Genomic DNA, 15,590 nt, shown 5'->3' on the forward strand with positions numbered 1-15,590 from the left:
AAGTCGGCGCTTGGTGCTTGCATGCGCAAATTGGTTCACCTGTGCTTCGGCGTCCTGAAAACACAAAAAAAATATCAAGCTGAGTATCAAAATGCTTGACCGGCAAGACGGTATCTACAAATTCATTGCGACTTGCGGCCTTGCAAACACACCAAATAAGCCGGCATGAGGGATTTTGTGTGCTGTTGTACCTTGCTGACTAGGCGGCTCGGGGTGAGCAATGAGGTCTGCTTAACCCACTCCCAGCCTCTCTACCACCAGCCCCACAAAAAACACCAGCAGCAGTCCAAGCGAGCCGTAGAGTATCCATTTGATGCGGCGTAGCCAGGCTAGATTTTTGTCGCGTTGATATTTGAATGCGCAAAAGGCGATGCCAAGTACGGCCAGCACAAAGATCAGGCGTAGGACAATAAACATCAGATTCCTAAGGCCGGTAGATCGTGAAAGGAGCAGGGGACTTTGTCGCGCTCGTTAAAGCTAACAATTTCATAATTGCTATCGTCTTCTAACAGGGCGCGTAGTAGTTTGTTATTCATGGCGTGGCCGGATTTATAGCCTTCAAAGGCGGCGATCAGCGGGCGGCCTAGGATGTATAAATCACCGATTAAATCTAAGACTTTGTGGCGCACAAATTCGTCTTCAAAGCGCAGGCCGCCGTCGTTCAGTACGCGGTATTCGTCAATCACAATTGCGTTATCCATGCTGCCGCCACGGGCTAGGCCGTTCATGCGCAGGTATTCTACTTCGTGGATAAAGCCAAAGGTGCGGGCGCGGGCGATTTCGCTGACGTAATTGGTGTTAGCAAAATCAATCTTGATGGTTTGGGCGGATTTTTTAAAGGCGGGGTGAGCAAAGTCGATGGTCAGTGCCACTTTATAGCCTTCGTGGGGCAGTAGCCTTACCCATTTATCGCCTTCAATCACTTCAATCGCTTTCAGCACGCGCACAAATTGTTTGGCCGCGTGTTGATCCACGATGCCTGCTGATTGAAGTAGATAGATAAAAGGCGCTGCCGATCCATCCATGATCGGCATTTCCGGGGCGTCAACTTCAACAATTACGTTGTCGATGCCTAGCCCCGCAAATGCCGACATGATGTGCTCAATTGTTCCAACACGTACACCGTCTTTGACAAGCGTGGAGGAGAGCCGCGTGTCATTAACCAGCGCGGGCGTTACTCTGAATGGCGTCGACTCGGGCAAATCGACGCGTTGAAAGACGATCCCGCTATTGATCGGGGCCGGTTTTAAGACGAGGGTGACACGCTCGCCAGAGTGCAGGCCCACGCCAACGGCGCGGATTGTCGTTTTCAGAGTGCGTTGTTGGAACATATTGGTCTCGTTAATCGGCAGGCCGCAATCTTACCAGCACTGGGTTTGCGCTGGTTTTGATCTTTTCAATCGTGCCGATAGGCCTTTCCTTAAAATCCTTTGCCGTAGCTCACGGTATGACGAAAAAAACCATAGTCCACGAAAAACACGAAAGGCACAAAAATGGCTTTGGGGCTATTTATCCATTCTGGGCGATACAGCATGGCTTGCGTGCTTGTGTATTTCGTGGAAGATGCTTTATGAGCCGCTCCCATGCGCCATTAATCTGCTTGACGACGTAAAAACGCTGGAATATCCATATCAACATTTGATGTGCTGTTACGGCTAGTTGTAGCCACATCAGCATTGCCGCGTGCGCTGCGTGCGCTAGGGCGAAAGCCGGGTGGCAAATCGTATTCGCTCCAGTTTGGCTCGCCGCTTGAGTGGTTATCGGTGCCAGTTTTTAACTGCGGTGTTGGCACTACAGAAAGCTGTGGCTTGCTGGTGTTACCCATGCCGGTGGCGATAATCGTTACGCGAATTTGCTCGCCTAAGCTTTCGTCATAAACCACACCGTGTTTCACCATGGCGTCTTCTGCCACGTGTGATTGGATAATTTCACGGGCGCGGGTGATTTCACTTTTCTTCAGGCTGGCACGGCTGGCGCTGATGTTCAGCAGCACGCCACGCGCACCTTTAAAGTTGATGTTGTCCAGCAATGGGCAGCTGATGGCTTCTTCGGTGGCGCGGATAGAGCGGTTTTCGCCAGCAGCGAATGCCGAGCCCATCATCGCCATGCCTTTTTCTTGCATTACGGTTTTTACGTCGGCGAAGTCAACGTTGATTAGGCCTGGGTATTGAATGATTTCTACGATAGAGGCGACGGCATTGCGCAGCACATCGTCGGCAGCACGGAAGGCTTCGTCTACGGTTACGTCTTCGCCCAGCACTTCTTCTAACTTTTGGTTAGAAACAATAATCAGCGAATCCACATGACGGCTTAGCTCGTCGATGCCCGCTTGGGCCACTTTCTGGCGCGAGCCTTCGTCAAGACCAGGCTTGGTGACTACGCCAACGGTAAAGATGCCTTTTTCGCGGGCAATTTGTGCAATCACTGGGGACGCACCCGTACCTGTGCCACCACCCATACCTGCGGTGATAAACAGCAGATTGGCACCGCTGATGAGTTCGCCAATGCGCTCACGATCAATTTCAGCAGCTTCGCGGGCCACTTCAGGATCGCAGCCTGCACCAAAGCCAGTGGTGCCCAATTGCACGACATCGGTGGCTTTAGATAATTTAAGCACCTGTGCATCGGTGTTGGCAGCAATAAACTGCACCCCACTTAATGCGTGCTCAATCATATTGTTGATTGCGTTGCAGCCTGCGCCGCCTACACCAATCACTTTAATATTGACGTGATGTGCAACTTCTTGCACTTCGAAAGTTAAAGCCATGTTGCTCTCCTTGCGTTGCCCGATTTAAGCGGCTGTGGTGTTGACCAACAACCGCTGATACTTACCCGAATAGATCAGAATGTGTTTTGAAACCAAGACTTCATACGGCCAAAAATATCCCCCATGGAGCCATCTTTGCCCCGATGTACGGGGTTCTTTTGTAGTTGTTCGCGTGCGATCAGTAATAAACCCACCGCGGTGGAATAACGTGGGTTTTTCACCACTTCGGCTAGGCCGCCCACATACTTTGGCGTACCCATCCGTAGCGGCATATGGAAAATCTCTTCGCCTAGCTCCACCATGCCAGGCATCATGGCTGCCCCACCGGTAATGACGATGCCGCTGGATAGGCGGCCTTCAAAACCAGAGCGGCGTAGTTCTTGTTGAACCAAGCCATACAGCTCTTCAATTCGTGGCTCAATCACTTCAGCCAAGGTATGACGGCTCATTTGCCGCGCACCGCGCTCACCTACGCCCGGTACTTCTATCATTTGCGCTGGATCGCTCATATGGCGCAGCGCTACGCCATGTTGCAACTTGATGGTCTCGGCTTCAGACGTTGGGGTACGCAGCGCCATGGCGATATCGTTGGTGACTTGATCGCCAGCAATAGGGATGACGGCGGTATGGCGGATTGCACCACCAATAAAGATCGCCAAATCGGTGGTGCCGCCGCCAATATCAACCAAGCAAACGCCGAGGTCTTTTTCGTCCTCGGTGAGCACCGAGTAAGCGGAGGCCAAAGGCTGTAACACCACTTCTTCGATCTCTAAACCGCAGCGACGCACGCATTTGGTGATGTTTTGCACCGCACTAACCGCACCGCTGACGATATGCACGTTCACATGTAAGCGCACACCCGACATGCCTAGTGGTTCTTTAACGCCTTCTTGGCCGTCAATCATGTATTCCTGCGCCAAGATATGCAGCACTTGGTGATCGGTTGGGATATTCACCGCGCTAGCGGTTTCAATCACGCGGTCTACATCGGCACTGGTCACTTCTTTATCTTTAATCGCCACCATGCCATCAGAGTTAATACTCTTGATATGGCTGCCCGCGATGCCAGTAATCACCTCGCGGATCTTGCAATCGGCCATTAATTCGGCCTCACCCAGCGCGGATTGGATGGCGGCAACGGTTTTTTCAATGTCAACCACCACACCACGCTTAAGACCGCGTGAGGCAGCAGAGCCTAGGCCAACTACATTGAGTGCGCCGTCTTCCTTGATCTCGGCAACCACGGCCACCACTTTGGATGTGCCGATATCTAGCCCGACGATGAGGTTTTTGCTATCCCTGGTCATCTGACAACCTTTTTACGAATGCTTATTTCTTAAAAAACGGCGCTTTTAATAAGCTAATACCGCTGAATGTTTGGGGTGTTACTTAACAGCTTTGGTCGCTGTTCTGGCCTAGCTGCGTATCTCTTTGCATGTGCGCTGGTAAAGCCCGACGATGAGGTTTTTGCTATCCCTGGTCATCTGACAACCTTTTTACAAATGCTTATTTCTTAAAAAACGGCGCTTTTAATAAGCTGATGCCGCTGAATGTTTGGGGTGTTACTTTTCAACTGAATGCATTTTTTGTAGGGCGGGTGTAACCCGCCGTTTTGCCTTCATTGCTTCAATCCGGCGGGTTACACCCGCCCTACATAACAAGCTAATGCGCTAAAGCCGCATCTTTGGCATTTTCCGGCTTTGCTGCTGCTGGTTTGAAATCTGGTAAACGCACTGCAAAGCCATTTGGATAGCGTAAATCTACATATTCAAAAGGCTGTTTTAATCTGCCCAAGGAGTAAGGGTAAGCAGTTACAAAACGTGCAGTCCTTGCTACTGGCTCATCTCTGCCTACTTCAATGGTGAGCTGATGATCTAGCTCAAATCGCCATGCCCGCCTTGCCGATAGCCAAACATGAGTGGCTTTTTTACCCAGCGGCAACAGCGTTTTATGTAATTCTACAAAGCCATCAATCATGATTTTTTCTGTGCCATCTGGCCCTTCTAAAATCGGTAATTGATCATTTGAAGCTGCATCAAAGCGTTCGCCATAGCTATTTAGCAATCCAACTGAGCCCCAACGCGCCATCGCTTTGTGCTCTTCTATATTTACTTCTACTCGATCTGGCCAATGGCGGCGTACCGTTACTTGCCTTACCCAAGGCAGCTTTTCAAAAGCTACGCGGGTTTTATCTAGATCCAGAGTAAAAAATGTTCCTTTTAGCTCGTGTTTAATCACGTATTGCAATTGCTCACGGGTTACGTGAACTAAATCACCATCAACTTTGATTCGCTTAATCGGAAACAAAGGCGAATGCACAGTCAAAAACAGCAAAGCATAAAATAAAAGCAATAGAGCCAGAGCCGTCAGCAAATTGGCAAACCACATTAATAGCTGAGGTTTATCCCACATGGGCTAGCCTCATCGTAATGGCGTTTATTAATTGGCTGAAATGGTTAAATAAAATCAAGTTTCTTATTCCAGCGTGCTGTCTAATACTTGCAAAACTAAATCCTCATAGCTCAAACCCGCGTCTTTAGCCGCCATAGGAAATAAGCTATGGCTGGTCATACCCGGCGCGGTATTGGCTTCTAATAAATAGGGATTTCCTGCTTCGTCCATTAAAAAATCAATACGCGCCCAGCCGCTGCCGCCAAGTGCCCAAAAGGCTTTCTTGACGTAGCCAGCGATTTTTTCATTGAGTTCAGAGGACAAACCGGCAGGACAGCGATAAACCGTATCATTGCGGATATATTTGGCTTCGTAATCGTAGAATTCAGTAGCAGGCTCAATTTTTACAAACGACAGTACTTGGTCTCCCAGCACAGCTGCGGTGTATTCTCCCCCACCTATGAACTGTTCTGCAATCACAATCTTGTCATATTTGTAAGCTTCTGCAAACGCAGCGGCAAGATCTCCGGCATTTTTTACTTTACTCACGCCAATACTAGAGCCTTCGCAAGCAGGCTTTACAAATAATGGCAGACCTAGCTTGCGTTCAACCGCAGCAAAATCGCTTGCTGGAGTAAGAATTTCAAAGGCAGGAATAGGCAACCCTAGTGCTTGCCAAATCAGCTTGCTGCGCAGCTTATCCATACCCAGCGCTGAGGCCAATACACCACAGCCAGTATATGGCATGCCTATTACATCTAATGCACCTTGCAATGTGCCATCTTCACCAAATGGGCCGTGCAAAATTAGAAAAGCACGGTCAAATTTTTCTGTCGTTAAAGCGGTCAGCGGTTTTTCGGCTGGATCGAAAGCATACGCATCCACGCCGCGCGCCAGCAGAGCACCTAAAACACCTGCACCGCTCATTAAAGACACTTCACGCTCTGCTGAAGTGCCCCCCATTACCACGGCTACTTTTCCGTATTTATTCATTTTGCTTACTCAATCCAGCTGTTGTTTTTCGCATGGGCACAATGCCCACCCTACAAATTTCAAACCTAAATCTTGAACCACGGAGTTTCACGGAGAAAACCTGATAAAAATGAAGATGAAGCATTTTTTGCTTTTCTCCGTGGCCCTCCGTGTTCTCCTTTTTCTCCGTGGTTAAAGATCTGGTTTTTGTTATTTAAATTGCAGCCACCTTGCCTGGTACACCGCCTATCGTGCCTGCGCCCATGGTGATGATCACATCGCCGTCTTTGGCTGCGGCCATCATGGCTGCGGGCATTTCACTGATGTCTGCTACAAATTGGGGTTCTACTTTGCCAACAACACGGACGGCGCGGGCTAGGCTGCGGCTGTCTGCAGCTACAATCGGCGCTTCACCTGCGGCATACACTTCGGCCAGCAATAAGCCATCTACCGTGGATAACACTTGTACGAAATCTTCAAAGCAATCGCGGGTGCGGCTATAGCGGTGCGGCTGGAAAGCCAGCACTAAGCGCCGACCTGGAAACGCGCCTCGCGCAGCAGCAATGGTGGCTGCCATTTCAACTGGGTGGTGGCCGTAATCGTCTACTAAGGTAAAGCTGCCACCTGCTGCTAAGGCGATATCACCGTAACGCTGGAAGCGGCGACCAACACCTTCAAAGCCTGCCAGCGCCGATTGAATAGCGGTTTCATCTGCGCCCACTTCAATGCTGACTGCAATCGCGGCCAGTGCATTGAGCACATTGTGCATGCCGGGCATATTTAGTGTGATGGCAAGGCGGCGTGACTCGCCGTTTTCCCATACCGCATCAAACTGCATCTTGCCATCAAGGGCGACGATATTCTCGGCGCGCAGCATGGCATCTGAGCTAACGCCATAGCTGGTAATTGGGCTGGTGACCTGCGGCAAAATCTCGCGCACATAGGGGTCATCAATGCACAGTACGGCGCGGCCATAGAAGGGCAGGTGCTGCAAGAAGGTGATAAAGGCCTTCTTTAGATTATTAAAGTCATGGCCATAGGTATCCATATGGTCTTGGTCGATATTGGTGACCACCGAGATCACAGGGGTGAGCAGCAGGAAAGACGCATCGCTTTCATCGGCCTCGGCCACTAAAAAGTCGCCATGGCCTAAACGTGCATTGCTGCCTGCGGCGTGTAATTTACCGCCAATTACAAAAGTAGGATCTAACCCGGCGGCTTCTAAAATAGAGGCCGTTAGGCTGGTGGTGGTGGTTTTACCGTGGGTGCCTGCGATGGCGATGCCTTGTTTTAGGCGCATCAGCTCGGCCAGCATTTGCGCTCGTGGCACAACGGGGATCTTGCGGCTACGCGCTTCGATCACTTCAGGGTTATCGTCTTTTACCGCGCTAGAAATCACCACAACGTCGCTATTGGCAACGTATTCTGCGGAGTGGCCTAAATGGACTTGTGCGCCAGCAGCGGCCAAGCGTTGAGTGGTGGCATTGCTGCCAAGATCGCTACCACTGATCTCAAAACCAAGATTAAGCAGCACCTCAGCGATGCCGCTCATGCCGACTCCGCCTATGCCTACAAAATGGATACGTTTAACTTTATGTTTCATCATGATGTCACTTAGCTAATTCTTCTATTACAGCCACAACACTTAAGGTGGCATCCGGTTTGGCTAGTGTTCTAGCCTGTGTCGCAATGTTTAAGCAGCCTTCGCGGCTGGTCTGGCTAAGTAGTGCTGCAAAAGCGGCTGCATTAAATTGGGTTTGAGGCAATAAATGGCCCGCACCGTTTTCGCTTAAATAACGTGCATTGCCGGTTTGGTGATCGTCTACCGCATGTGGAAAAGGCACCAGTACCGAGGCTACGCCCATACAAGCCAGCTCGGCCACGGTGAGTGCTCCGGCACGGCACAAGACCAAATCGGCATCGCCATAGGCGTTGGCCATATCGCTAATAAAAGCCACACAATCGGCGCTAACGCCTGCTTTGGCATAATTGGCGCGCAACGCTTCAATATGCTTTTCGCCTGCTTGGTGAATCACCTGTGGGCGGCTGGCTTCGGGCAAGAGCGCCAATGCTTTGGGTACTTCTTCGTTAAACACTTGCGCGCCTAAGCTGCCACCAACCACGAGTAGCTTGAGCGGGCCAGTGCGACCAGCAAATCGTGCCGCTGGGGCGGGCATGGCTTGGATCTCATCCCTAACTGGGTTGCCAATGCAGCCATCAATGCTAGGAAAAGCGCTTGGAAAAGCAAACAGCACGCGGTTGGCTATTTTTGAAAGCACTTTATTGGTGAGCCCCGCCACGGAGTTTTGTTCATGTATGACCAGTGGCAGCCACAGTAGGCGCATGGCAATTCCACCAGCAAAGCCTGTAAAGCCACCAAATCCAATGGCGACATCGGGCCTGTGTTCAAAAATCGCTTTAAACGCGCCACATAGGGCTTTAAGCTGCACCCACGGTAGGCTTAGTTTTTTTAAGAGGCCTTTGCCGCGTACGCCATCAATTTTGAGCGTGATTAACTCAATGCCGTGTTCCGGCACGATGCGTGTTTCCATACGCCCAGCCGCGCCCAGCCAGATGATCTTCCAGCCGCGCTCTTTTAGCTCATTGGCTACCGCTAGGGCGGGGAAAATATGTCCGCCAGTGCCGCCTGCCATCACCATAAGGGTTCGTTTGCTCATGATCGATAGCCTCTAATCAGCTGACGGCTTTCATAATCAATGCGCATTAATACACCCAGTGCGATTAAATTAGCCACAATGCCCGAGCCACCGAAAGACAGCAGTGGCAGGGTGAGGCCCTTAGTGGGCATCAGTCCCATATTTACGCCAATATTGATAAATGCCTGTACACCCATCCAAATCCCTACGCCTTGCGCGGCTAGCGCTTGCCAGTGGCGCTCTAATTTGGCGGCTTGTACGCCGATCATAAAGGCGCGGAAAATCAAAAATGAAAACAGTAAAATCACCACGGCAACGCCCATAAAGCCAAACTCTTCGGCAATAATCGCCATCAAAAAGTCGGTATGTGCCTCGGGTAAGTAAGAGAGTTTTTCTACGCTGGCACCTAGCCCCACGCCGCTCCATTCGCCACGGCCAAACGCAATCAAGGAGTGACTCAGCTGATAGCCCTTGCCGTACGGGTCTTTCCACGGGTCTAAAAAGCCTAAAACACGCTGCATGCGGTAAGGCGAGCTTACTACCAAGCCCACAAAGGCCACGCCCAAAAAGATAAATAGGCCAGCAAATAGCTTCCAGTTAAAGCCACCTAAAAACAGTGCGCCCATGGCGATGGCGGTAATCACGGTAAACGCGCCAAAGTCTGGCTCTAGCAGTAATAAAGCCCCTACCACCACCATCACCATAAACATCGGTAACAGCACTTTGGTGACGCTTTCTAAAAATGAGCCATTCATATTGATGGCTTTACGCACGGTGTAATCGGCGGCGTAGAGCACAACAAATAGCTTCATCAGCTCGGATGGCTGCAAATTAATCACCACTAAAGAGAGCCAGCGGCGGCTACCGTTGACTTCTTTACCAATATGCGGAACCAGTACCAAAATCAGTAAGATGATGCCAAACATAAACAGCATCGGTGAGTATTGCTGCCAAGTTTTAGTTGAGATAGAAAACGAAATAAACGCCGCAGCAATGCCTATTGCCAAGAAAACCATATGGCGAATCAGGAAGTAATTCGAGCGAAAGCCCGTGTCTTTATCTACCTCGGCCATCGCAATCGATGAGGAATACACCATCACTAAACCAATGGTCAGCAGCAGGGTAATGCACCAGAACAGCGCCTGATCGTAGGCGCTCATACTGGGGCGTAGCCGCTTAATGGCTTGTGAGAATAACTGGCGCATCAGTCCCCCAAACCTTTAAAGAGGTAAAGAGGATTAGCAGGGATTTGATCCCTAAGAAGCATCGTTGGGCGTACCCGAATAGCGGTTTGTGAGAATAGTTGACGCATTAGCTTTCTAATCCTTTCACTGCAGCAATAAATACTTCCGCACGGTGATGATAGTTGCGGTACATATCTAAGCTGGCGCAAGCAGGGGATAGCAGGATTACGTCGCCATTTTCGGCAAAATTGCTGGCAAACTGCACCGCCATTTCCATGGTGGGTAATTGCAAGATGGGCAGTAGGTGTTCGTTATCGAAATCCACAAACTGCGATTGGGCTTCATTTAAGGCTTCGGCTAAAATGGACGCGTCACGGCCAATCAAAATGACGGCACGGCAGATGCGCTCGCAAGCGGCTTTCAGTGGGCGGAAATCTTGCCCCTTACCATCGCCACCGGCAATCAATACCACGGGGCGAGTCATGCCTTTAAGCGCTGCTTCTGTAGCGCCCACATTGGTGCCTTTGGAATCGTCGTAGTAGCTCACGCCGTTTATGGTGGCAACAAACTCCACGCGGTGGGCAAGGCCAGAAAATGATTTTAGTGCTACCAGCATCGGGGCCGTTGCTACGCCAATGGCACGGCATAGTGCGATGGCTGATAAGGCATTCACCGCGTTATGCAAGCCTGCCACGGGTAAATCAGCGGCCTTCATGAGTGCTTCATCGCCGTAGCTTAGAGTAAAGTCATCACCGCTTAAGCCATACTCGGCGGCTTTGGGTGCATCAGCGCCAAACCACACCACTTGGCGATCAGGAAGGCTCATATCACGGCAGAAGGCGTCTTCTCGGTTGAGTACCATTACACCTGTGCCCGCAAAAATACCGGCTTTGGTGGCGGCGTAATGCGCCAGATTTTTATAACGGTCTAAATGATCTTCGCTGATATTAAGCACCGCTGCAGCGTGTGCATTGAGCGAGCTGGTGGTTTCTAGCTGAAAACTGGAAAGCTCTAAAACAAATACATCGGCATTAGGATGCAGGCTTAGCGCATCCAGTACCGGTAGGCCAATATTGCCCGCCATCACGGTGTTTAAGCCCGCTGCGCTGCACATCGCACCCACCATGCTGGTGACGGTGGATTTACCATTTGAGCCGGTAATTGCAATGACTTTGGCTTTGGAGCTAGCAACGGCCTGAGCAAATAATTCCACATCGCCAATCGCTGGCACACCACGCGCTACAGCGGCTGCAATCGCGGGGGTTGCCAGCGGCACACCAGGGCTAACAATCAGAGTATCGGCATCGACAAAAGTAGCATCGCTGAACGCGCCAAGGCGTAGTTCGATCTGGCTATGGGCAGAATGCAATTGCTCTAGATTAGGCGGGGTGCTGCGGGTATCGCAGACGGTGACGCGCGCGCCTTGAGCTGCCAGCCACTTAGCAGCAGAAAACCCCGATTCGCCTAAACCTACAACGATGCAATGTTTGCCTTGGTAATTCATTTTTTTCTCAGTGAAATACTTAAAAACATTCGTAGGGTGGGCACGCTTTTGTGCCCACGCGGTAATGTTTGTACATCAAACGCGTGGGCATAAAGGCATGCCCACCCTACGCACCTCAACGCAGCTTCAGCGTGGCTAAACCTGCTAATACCAGCAGCATGGTGATAATCCAGAAGCGCACGACGACTTGCGTTTCTTTCCAGCCTTTTAATTCGTAATGGTGGTGGATCGGGGCCATTCTAAATACCCGTTTGCCGCGCAGCTTAAAGCTGGCCACTTGAATCATCACGGACAGCGCTTCCATTACAAATACGCCCCCCATAATCAGCAAAACGATTTCTTGGCGCACAATCACCGCCACAATACCAAGGCCAGCGCCCAAGGCTAGTGCGCCAACGTCACCCATAAATACTTCGGCTGGGTAGGCGTTAAACCATAAAAATCCTAAGCCCGCTCCAGCCATAGAGGCACAGAAAATGACCAGCTCACCCGCGCCGGGTACAAAGGGCACGCCTAGGTATTTGGAAAAAACCACATTGCCCGCTACATAGGCAAAGATGCAAAAGGCAAATGAGATCAGCACGGTTGGCATAATGGCTAAGCCATCTAAACCATCGGTTAAGTTCACCGCATTACTTGTGCCAACAATCACAAAGTAAGTCAAAATACAAAAGCCAACTGCGCCAAATGGGTAGAGGATTTGCTTGAAAAACGGCACAACAAACCCCGTATTGGCAGGCAGGCTACCACCGGCATGCACCAGAAACACTCCCGCACCAATGGCGATCAAGGATTGCCAAAATAATTTAGCTTTGGCTGACATCCCCTTAGGGTCTTTTAGGGCAATTTTGCGATAGTCATCTACAAAGCCAATGACGCCGGTGGCTAGCGTAACAATCAGTGCGAGCCAAACGTATTTATTGCGCAGATCACCCCACAGTAGGGTGGTAAGGCCAATCGCCAGTAAAATCAGCGTGCCGCCCATGGTGGGGGTGCCCGCTTTAATGAGATGGCTTTGTACGCCGTCAGTACGTACGACTTGGCCGACTTTTAAATCGGTGAGCTTTTGAATGACCCAAGGGCCCATCGTCCAAGAGATGCCAAGCGCCGTCATGGTCGCCAGCACCGCTCTTAGGGTGATGTAGTTAAAAACGTGAAAGGCGCGAACTGATTCGCCTAGCCATTGAGCTAACAGCAACAACATTTACATCTTCTCCAGATTATTTATTACCACGCCATCCACGACGCGTTCCATACGCATAAAGCGCGAGCCTTTCACCAAAATGGTGGTGCTGGGGGATAAATCTGCGCGAACAAAGCTGATTAATTCGGCAATATCGTTAAAGTGCTGGCCGTGAGTGCCAAAAGCTTGGCTAGCAAGCTGCATCAGTGTGCCGTGGGTATAGAGGCGGGCAATGCCTTTTTGCCGTGCATAAGCGCCTATCTCTTGATGGCGTTCGGCAATATCGCTGCCTAGCTCGCCCATATCGCCCAAAATCAGTAGGGTATCGCTGCCAAAACTGGCCAGCACATCAATCGCGGCGTGCATGGATTCTGGGTTGGCGTTGTAAGTATCGTCGAATACTTTTGCGCCATTAAAGGCGGTTTTTCTTTGTAAACGCCCCTTGGTGCCTTCGTAGCTGGCTAAGCCGCTGGCGATATCTTCAGCGCCTATGGCTAAAGCATGGCCGACGGCCGCCGCGCCTAAGGCGTTGAGCACATTGTGTAAGCCGGGTACTTGTAAATCGACTTGGGCCGAGTCATTGGGCGTGCAAAGGGTAAATTGTGCGCCGGTATGGTGGGCGCACAAATTACGCGCGTAGACATCGGCATTGGTGAGGCTAAAGCTAACTTGTGGATGCTCGGCGGCCAGCTCGCGCCATAGCGGAGCGTAATCGTCGTCGGCATTAATAATGGCGTAGCCACCGGCAACTAGGCCAGCAAAAATCTCGCCCTTGGCCTGAGCCACCCCCGCCACGCTGCCGAGCGCTTCTAAATGGCAACGGCCTGCATTGGTGATAATGGCGATGTCGGGCTTGGCGATATGGGTGAGGTAGCTGATTTCATCAAAATGATTCATGCCCATTTCGGCAACCACATAGCGATGGTTTGCTCGTGCCGCTAATAGAGTGAGCGGTAGGCCAATATGATTGTTTAGATTGCCACGTGTGGCGTGTACGGCGTCTTTGCCGCTGTGGTGGCCCAGCACGGCAGAGATCATTTCTTTGACCGTGGTTTTACCATTGCTGCCGGTTACGCCGATCACAATTTGACCTGTGCTCGCCTTTAAATGCGCTCGCCAGAAAGCGGCCAGTTGCCCAAGGGCTGCCAGTGTGTCTTCTACTAAAATATGTGGGCCAGCGATGGGCGTATCGACCAAGGCACAGACGGCCCCCGCCGCGATGGCCGTGGTTGCAAAGGCATTGCCATCAAAGCTTTCGCCGCGTAAGGCCACAAATAAATCACCCGCGCGAATATCACGGCTGTCGGTAGTGACGCGCGTAAACTGCGTGCCACTTTCAGCGTGTAAAGTGGCCTTAAGGGCCTGCGCGGTTTCTTGCAAAGACAACATTATTTTTTCTTCCTTGATAGGGCGCGGTTGGCAATCGCTACATCATCAAAGGGATGACGAATTCCTGCGATTTCTTGATAAGTTTCATGGCCCTTGCCTGCGATCAAAATCACGTCTTTAGCGGTGGCTACATCGATGGTATCCACGATGGCCGAAGAGCGATCCGAATCAATGATGTAATTGGCGTGGCCCGTGCCCGGTACGCCAGAAACGCCACGTACGATGTCTTGAATAATCGCTTGCGCAGTTTCGGTGCGCGGATTATCCGAAGTGATAATCACTGAATCAGCAAGGTGGCAAGCAATCTCGCCCATTAATGGGCGCTTGCCTTTATCTCTATCGCCGCCGCAACCAAAGATGCAATACAGGCGGCCATCTTCCTTCATGGATTCGCGTAGGGTGGAGAGGGCTTTTTCGAGTGCATCAGGGGTGTGGGCATAATCAACCACTACCAGTGGGCGCTCATCACCACCTAGCTTTTGCATGCGGCCAGCAGCGGGCTGAATTTGGCCAAGGATATTGGCTGCTTTAGCCAGTGGCACGTCAGCAGCTAGCAGTACCGATAGGCAGGCGAGTAAATTGCTGGCGTTAAAGCGGCCAAGCATTGGCGAGCTGATATTGCATAGGCCATAGGGCGTTGCAACTTCTAGCTCTAAGCCGCTTAGGCTTAAATTGATTTTGGTCGCGCGAATGCCGCCGTTTTCTAAGCCGTAAGTCAGCACGCGCGGCGCTTTGCAGGTGGAGGCTAATTCACGGCCAAACGCGTCATCGGTATTGATAACGGCTGTTTTTAAGCCTTCCCACTCAAATAACTTGGCTTTGGCCGCACCATAGCTGGCCATATCACCGTGGTAATCCAGATGATCGCGGGTTAGGTTGGTAAACACTGCAACATCAAAAGCAGTGCCATGCACGCGTGCCTGCACCAAGCCATGTGAAGAGACTTCCATAGCAATATGGCTAGCACCCTCATCTTGCAAACGGGCTAGCCAGCCTTGCAGGGTAACGGGGTCGAGCGTGGTGTGGCTGGAGCTGGTCAATTTATCAATAAAGCCATTGCCCAGCGTGCCGAGCATGGCCGCTTTATTGCCAAGCAGGTTAAAGGCTTGGGTCAGCCAGTGGGCAATCGAGGTTTTGCCATTCGTGCCGGTAATGCCAGTTACAAACATGGCTTGAGATGGATTACCCAGTAGGTGTGCAGCCACAATGCCTGCTTGCGCACGTAGATTTGCAATACCTAGGTTGGCTACTTTCCAATCGGAATTCCATTCAAAGCCATCGCTTTCCCATAATACGGCGGCGGCACCTGCGGCAATGGCGGCTTCGATAAAGCTGCGTCCATCGGCCTCTTCACCTTGGAAGGCTAAGAAAACATCGCCACTTTGCACCCTACGGCTATCTACCACGAGGCGTGCACCTGCTGCGATTGCATCAATCGCTGGAAGGTCGAGAGAAGGGAGGTTCCAACTCACAGCTTTCATGTTTCTTCCTTTAAATTAATGTAGGGGCACGGCACGCCGTGCCTATTTTTGTGCCCATCTGC

General features: G+C 51.2%; 13 protein-coding genes. All 13 read right to left on the minus strand.

Translation table 11 applies throughout. From position 1 onward, the window contains the following. Window positions 1-231: 231 nt before the first annotated feature. The gene (locus R6242_RS00005; protein ID WP_318422403.1) at window positions 232-417 is read right to left on the minus strand and encodes a hypothetical protein; all 186 of its coding nucleotides are present in this window, start codon (window positions 415-417) and stop codon (window positions 232-234) included. Next, window positions 417-1,331 (minus strand): UDP-3-O-acyl-N-acetylglucosamine deacetylase, encoded by a 915-nt coding sequence (lpxC, locus tag R6242_RS00010; protein ID WP_318422405.1) that lies wholly within the window; start codon window positions 1,329-1,331, stop codon window positions 417-419. Before lpxC ends, R6242_RS00005 begins: the two co-directional genes overlap by 1 nt. Before the next feature lie 260 nt (window positions 1,332-1,591). Further along, window positions 1,592-2,767: a cell division protein FtsZ gene (gene ftsZ, locus R6242_RS00015; protein ID WP_318422408.1), complete on the minus strand. Its 1,176-nt coding sequence runs from the start codon at window positions 2,765-2,767 to the stop codon at window positions 1,592-1,594. 74 nt (window positions 2,768-2,841) lie between these two features. After that, window positions 2,842-4,074 carry a cell division protein FtsA gene (gene ftsA, locus R6242_RS00020; protein WP_318422411.1) on the minus strand — a complete coding sequence of 411 codons (1,233 nt, stop codon included), beginning with the start codon at window positions 4,072-4,074 and terminating at the stop codon, window positions 2,842-2,844. Between the two features lie 355 nt (window positions 4,075-4,429). Then, entirely contained in the window at window positions 4,430-5,179 is a 750-nt protein-coding gene (locus R6242_RS00025; RefSeq protein WP_318422413.1) for a cell division protein FtsQ/DivIB, read from the minus strand. A 63-nt stretch (window positions 5,180-5,242) separates the two neighbouring features. Beyond that, window positions 5,243-6,151 carry a D-alanine--D-alanine ligase gene (locus R6242_RS00030; protein WP_318422416.1) on the minus strand — a complete coding sequence of 303 codons (909 nt, stop codon included), beginning with the start codon at window positions 6,149-6,151 and terminating at the stop codon, window positions 5,243-5,245. 193 nt (window positions 6,152-6,344) lie between these two features. After that, window positions 6,345-7,733, minus strand: a complete 1,389-nt coding sequence (gene murC, locus R6242_RS00035) for a UDP-N-acetylmuramate--L-alanine ligase (RefSeq protein WP_318422798.1) — start codon at window positions 7,731-7,733, stop codon at window positions 6,345-6,347. A gap of 7 nt (window positions 7,734-7,740) precedes the next feature. Then, on the minus strand, window positions 7,741-8,808 hold the full coding sequence (gene murG, locus R6242_RS00040; protein ID WP_318422418.1) for an undecaprenyldiphospho-muramoylpentapeptide beta-N-acetylglucosaminyltransferase: 1,068 nt from the start codon (window positions 8,806-8,808) through the stop codon (window positions 7,741-7,743). Further along, window positions 8,805-9,992: a putative lipid II flippase FtsW gene (ftsW, locus tag R6242_RS00045; protein ID WP_293936537.1), complete on the minus strand. Its 1,188-nt coding sequence runs from the start codon at window positions 9,990-9,992 to the stop codon at window positions 8,805-8,807. Before ftsW ends, murG begins: the two co-directional genes overlap by 4 nt. Before the next feature lie 106 nt (window positions 9,993-10,098). Beyond that, window positions 10,099-11,475, minus strand: coding sequence for a UDP-N-acetylmuramoyl-L-alanine--D-glutamate ligase (gene murD, locus R6242_RS00050; RefSeq protein ID WP_318422426.1), 1,377 nt, complete (start codon window positions 11,473-11,475; stop codon window positions 10,099-10,101). A gap of 115 nt (window positions 11,476-11,590) precedes the next feature. After that, window positions 11,591-12,679 (minus strand): phospho-N-acetylmuramoyl-pentapeptide-transferase, encoded by a 1,089-nt coding sequence (gene mraY, locus R6242_RS00055; RefSeq protein WP_318422428.1) that lies wholly within the window; start codon window positions 12,677-12,679, stop codon window positions 11,591-11,593. Beyond that, window positions 12,680-14,047 (minus strand): UDP-N-acetylmuramoyl-tripeptide--D-alanyl-D-alanine ligase, encoded by a 1,368-nt coding sequence (locus R6242_RS00060; protein WP_318422431.1) that lies wholly within the window; start codon window positions 14,045-14,047, stop codon window positions 12,680-12,682. After that, window positions 14,047-15,528, minus strand: coding sequence for a UDP-N-acetylmuramoyl-L-alanyl-D-glutamate--2,6-diaminopimelate ligase (locus R6242_RS00065; protein ID WP_318422435.1), 1,482 nt, complete (start codon window positions 15,526-15,528; stop codon window positions 14,047-14,049). The genes R6242_RS00060 and R6242_RS00065 overlap by 1 nt, the downstream gene beginning before the upstream one ends. Window positions 15,529-15,590 lie beyond the last annotated feature (62 nt).

The sequence above is a fragment of the Iodobacter sp. CM08 genome (assembly GCF_033446605.1).
GTDB lineage: Bacteria > Pseudomonadota > Gammaproteobacteria > Burkholderiales > Chitinibacteraceae > Iodobacter.

Excerpts from the sequence above, each read along its gene's own strand:
- R6242_RS00005 (WP_318422403.1), bottom strand. The coding sequence starts at position 417 with ATGTTTATTGTCCTACGCCTGATCTTTGTGCTGGCCGTACTTGGCATC.
- ftsW (WP_293936537.1), bottom strand. The coding sequence starts at position 9,992 with ATGCGCCAGTTATTCTCACAAGCCATTAAGCGGCTACGCCCCAGTATG.
- murD (WP_318422426.1), bottom strand. The coding sequence starts at position 11,475 with ATGAATTACCAAGGCAAACATTGCATCGTTGTAGGTTTAGGCGAATCG.
- R6242_RS00060 (WP_318422431.1), bottom strand. The coding sequence starts at position 14,047 with ATGTTGTCTTTGCAAGAAACCGCGCAGGCCCTTAAGGCCACTTTACAC.
- ftsA (WP_318422411.1), bottom strand. The coding sequence starts at position 4,074 with ATGACCAGGGATAGCAAAAACCTCATCGTCGGGCTAGATATCGGCACA.
- lpxC (WP_318422405.1), bottom strand. The coding sequence starts at position 1,331 with ATGTTCCAACAACGCACTCTGAAAACGACAATCCGCGCCGTTGGCGTG.
- R6242_RS00025 (WP_318422413.1), bottom strand. The coding sequence starts at position 5,179 with ATGTGGGATAAACCTCAGCTATTAATGTGGTTTGCCAATTTGCTGACG.
- R6242_RS00065 (WP_318422435.1), bottom strand. The coding sequence starts at position 15,528 with ATGAAAGCTGTGAGTTGGAACCTCCCTTCTCTCGACCTTCCAGCGATT.
- mraY (WP_318422428.1), bottom strand. The coding sequence starts at position 12,679 with ATGTTGTTGCTGTTAGCTCAATGGCTAGGCGAATCAGTTCGCGCCTTT.
- murC (WP_318422798.1), bottom strand. The coding sequence starts at position 7,733 with ATGAAACATAAAGTTAAACGTATCCATTTTGTAGGCATAGGCGGAGTC.
- R6242_RS00030 (WP_318422416.1), bottom strand. The coding sequence starts at position 6,151 with ATGAATAAATACGGAAAAGTAGCCGTGGTAATGGGGGGCACTTCAGCA.
- ftsZ (WP_318422408.1), bottom strand. The coding sequence starts at position 2,767 with ATGGCTTTAACTTTCGAAGTGCAAGAAGTTGCACATCACGTCAATATT.
- murG (WP_318422418.1), bottom strand. The coding sequence starts at position 8,808 with ATGAGCAAACGAACCCTTATGGTGATGGCAGGCGGCACTGGCGGACAT.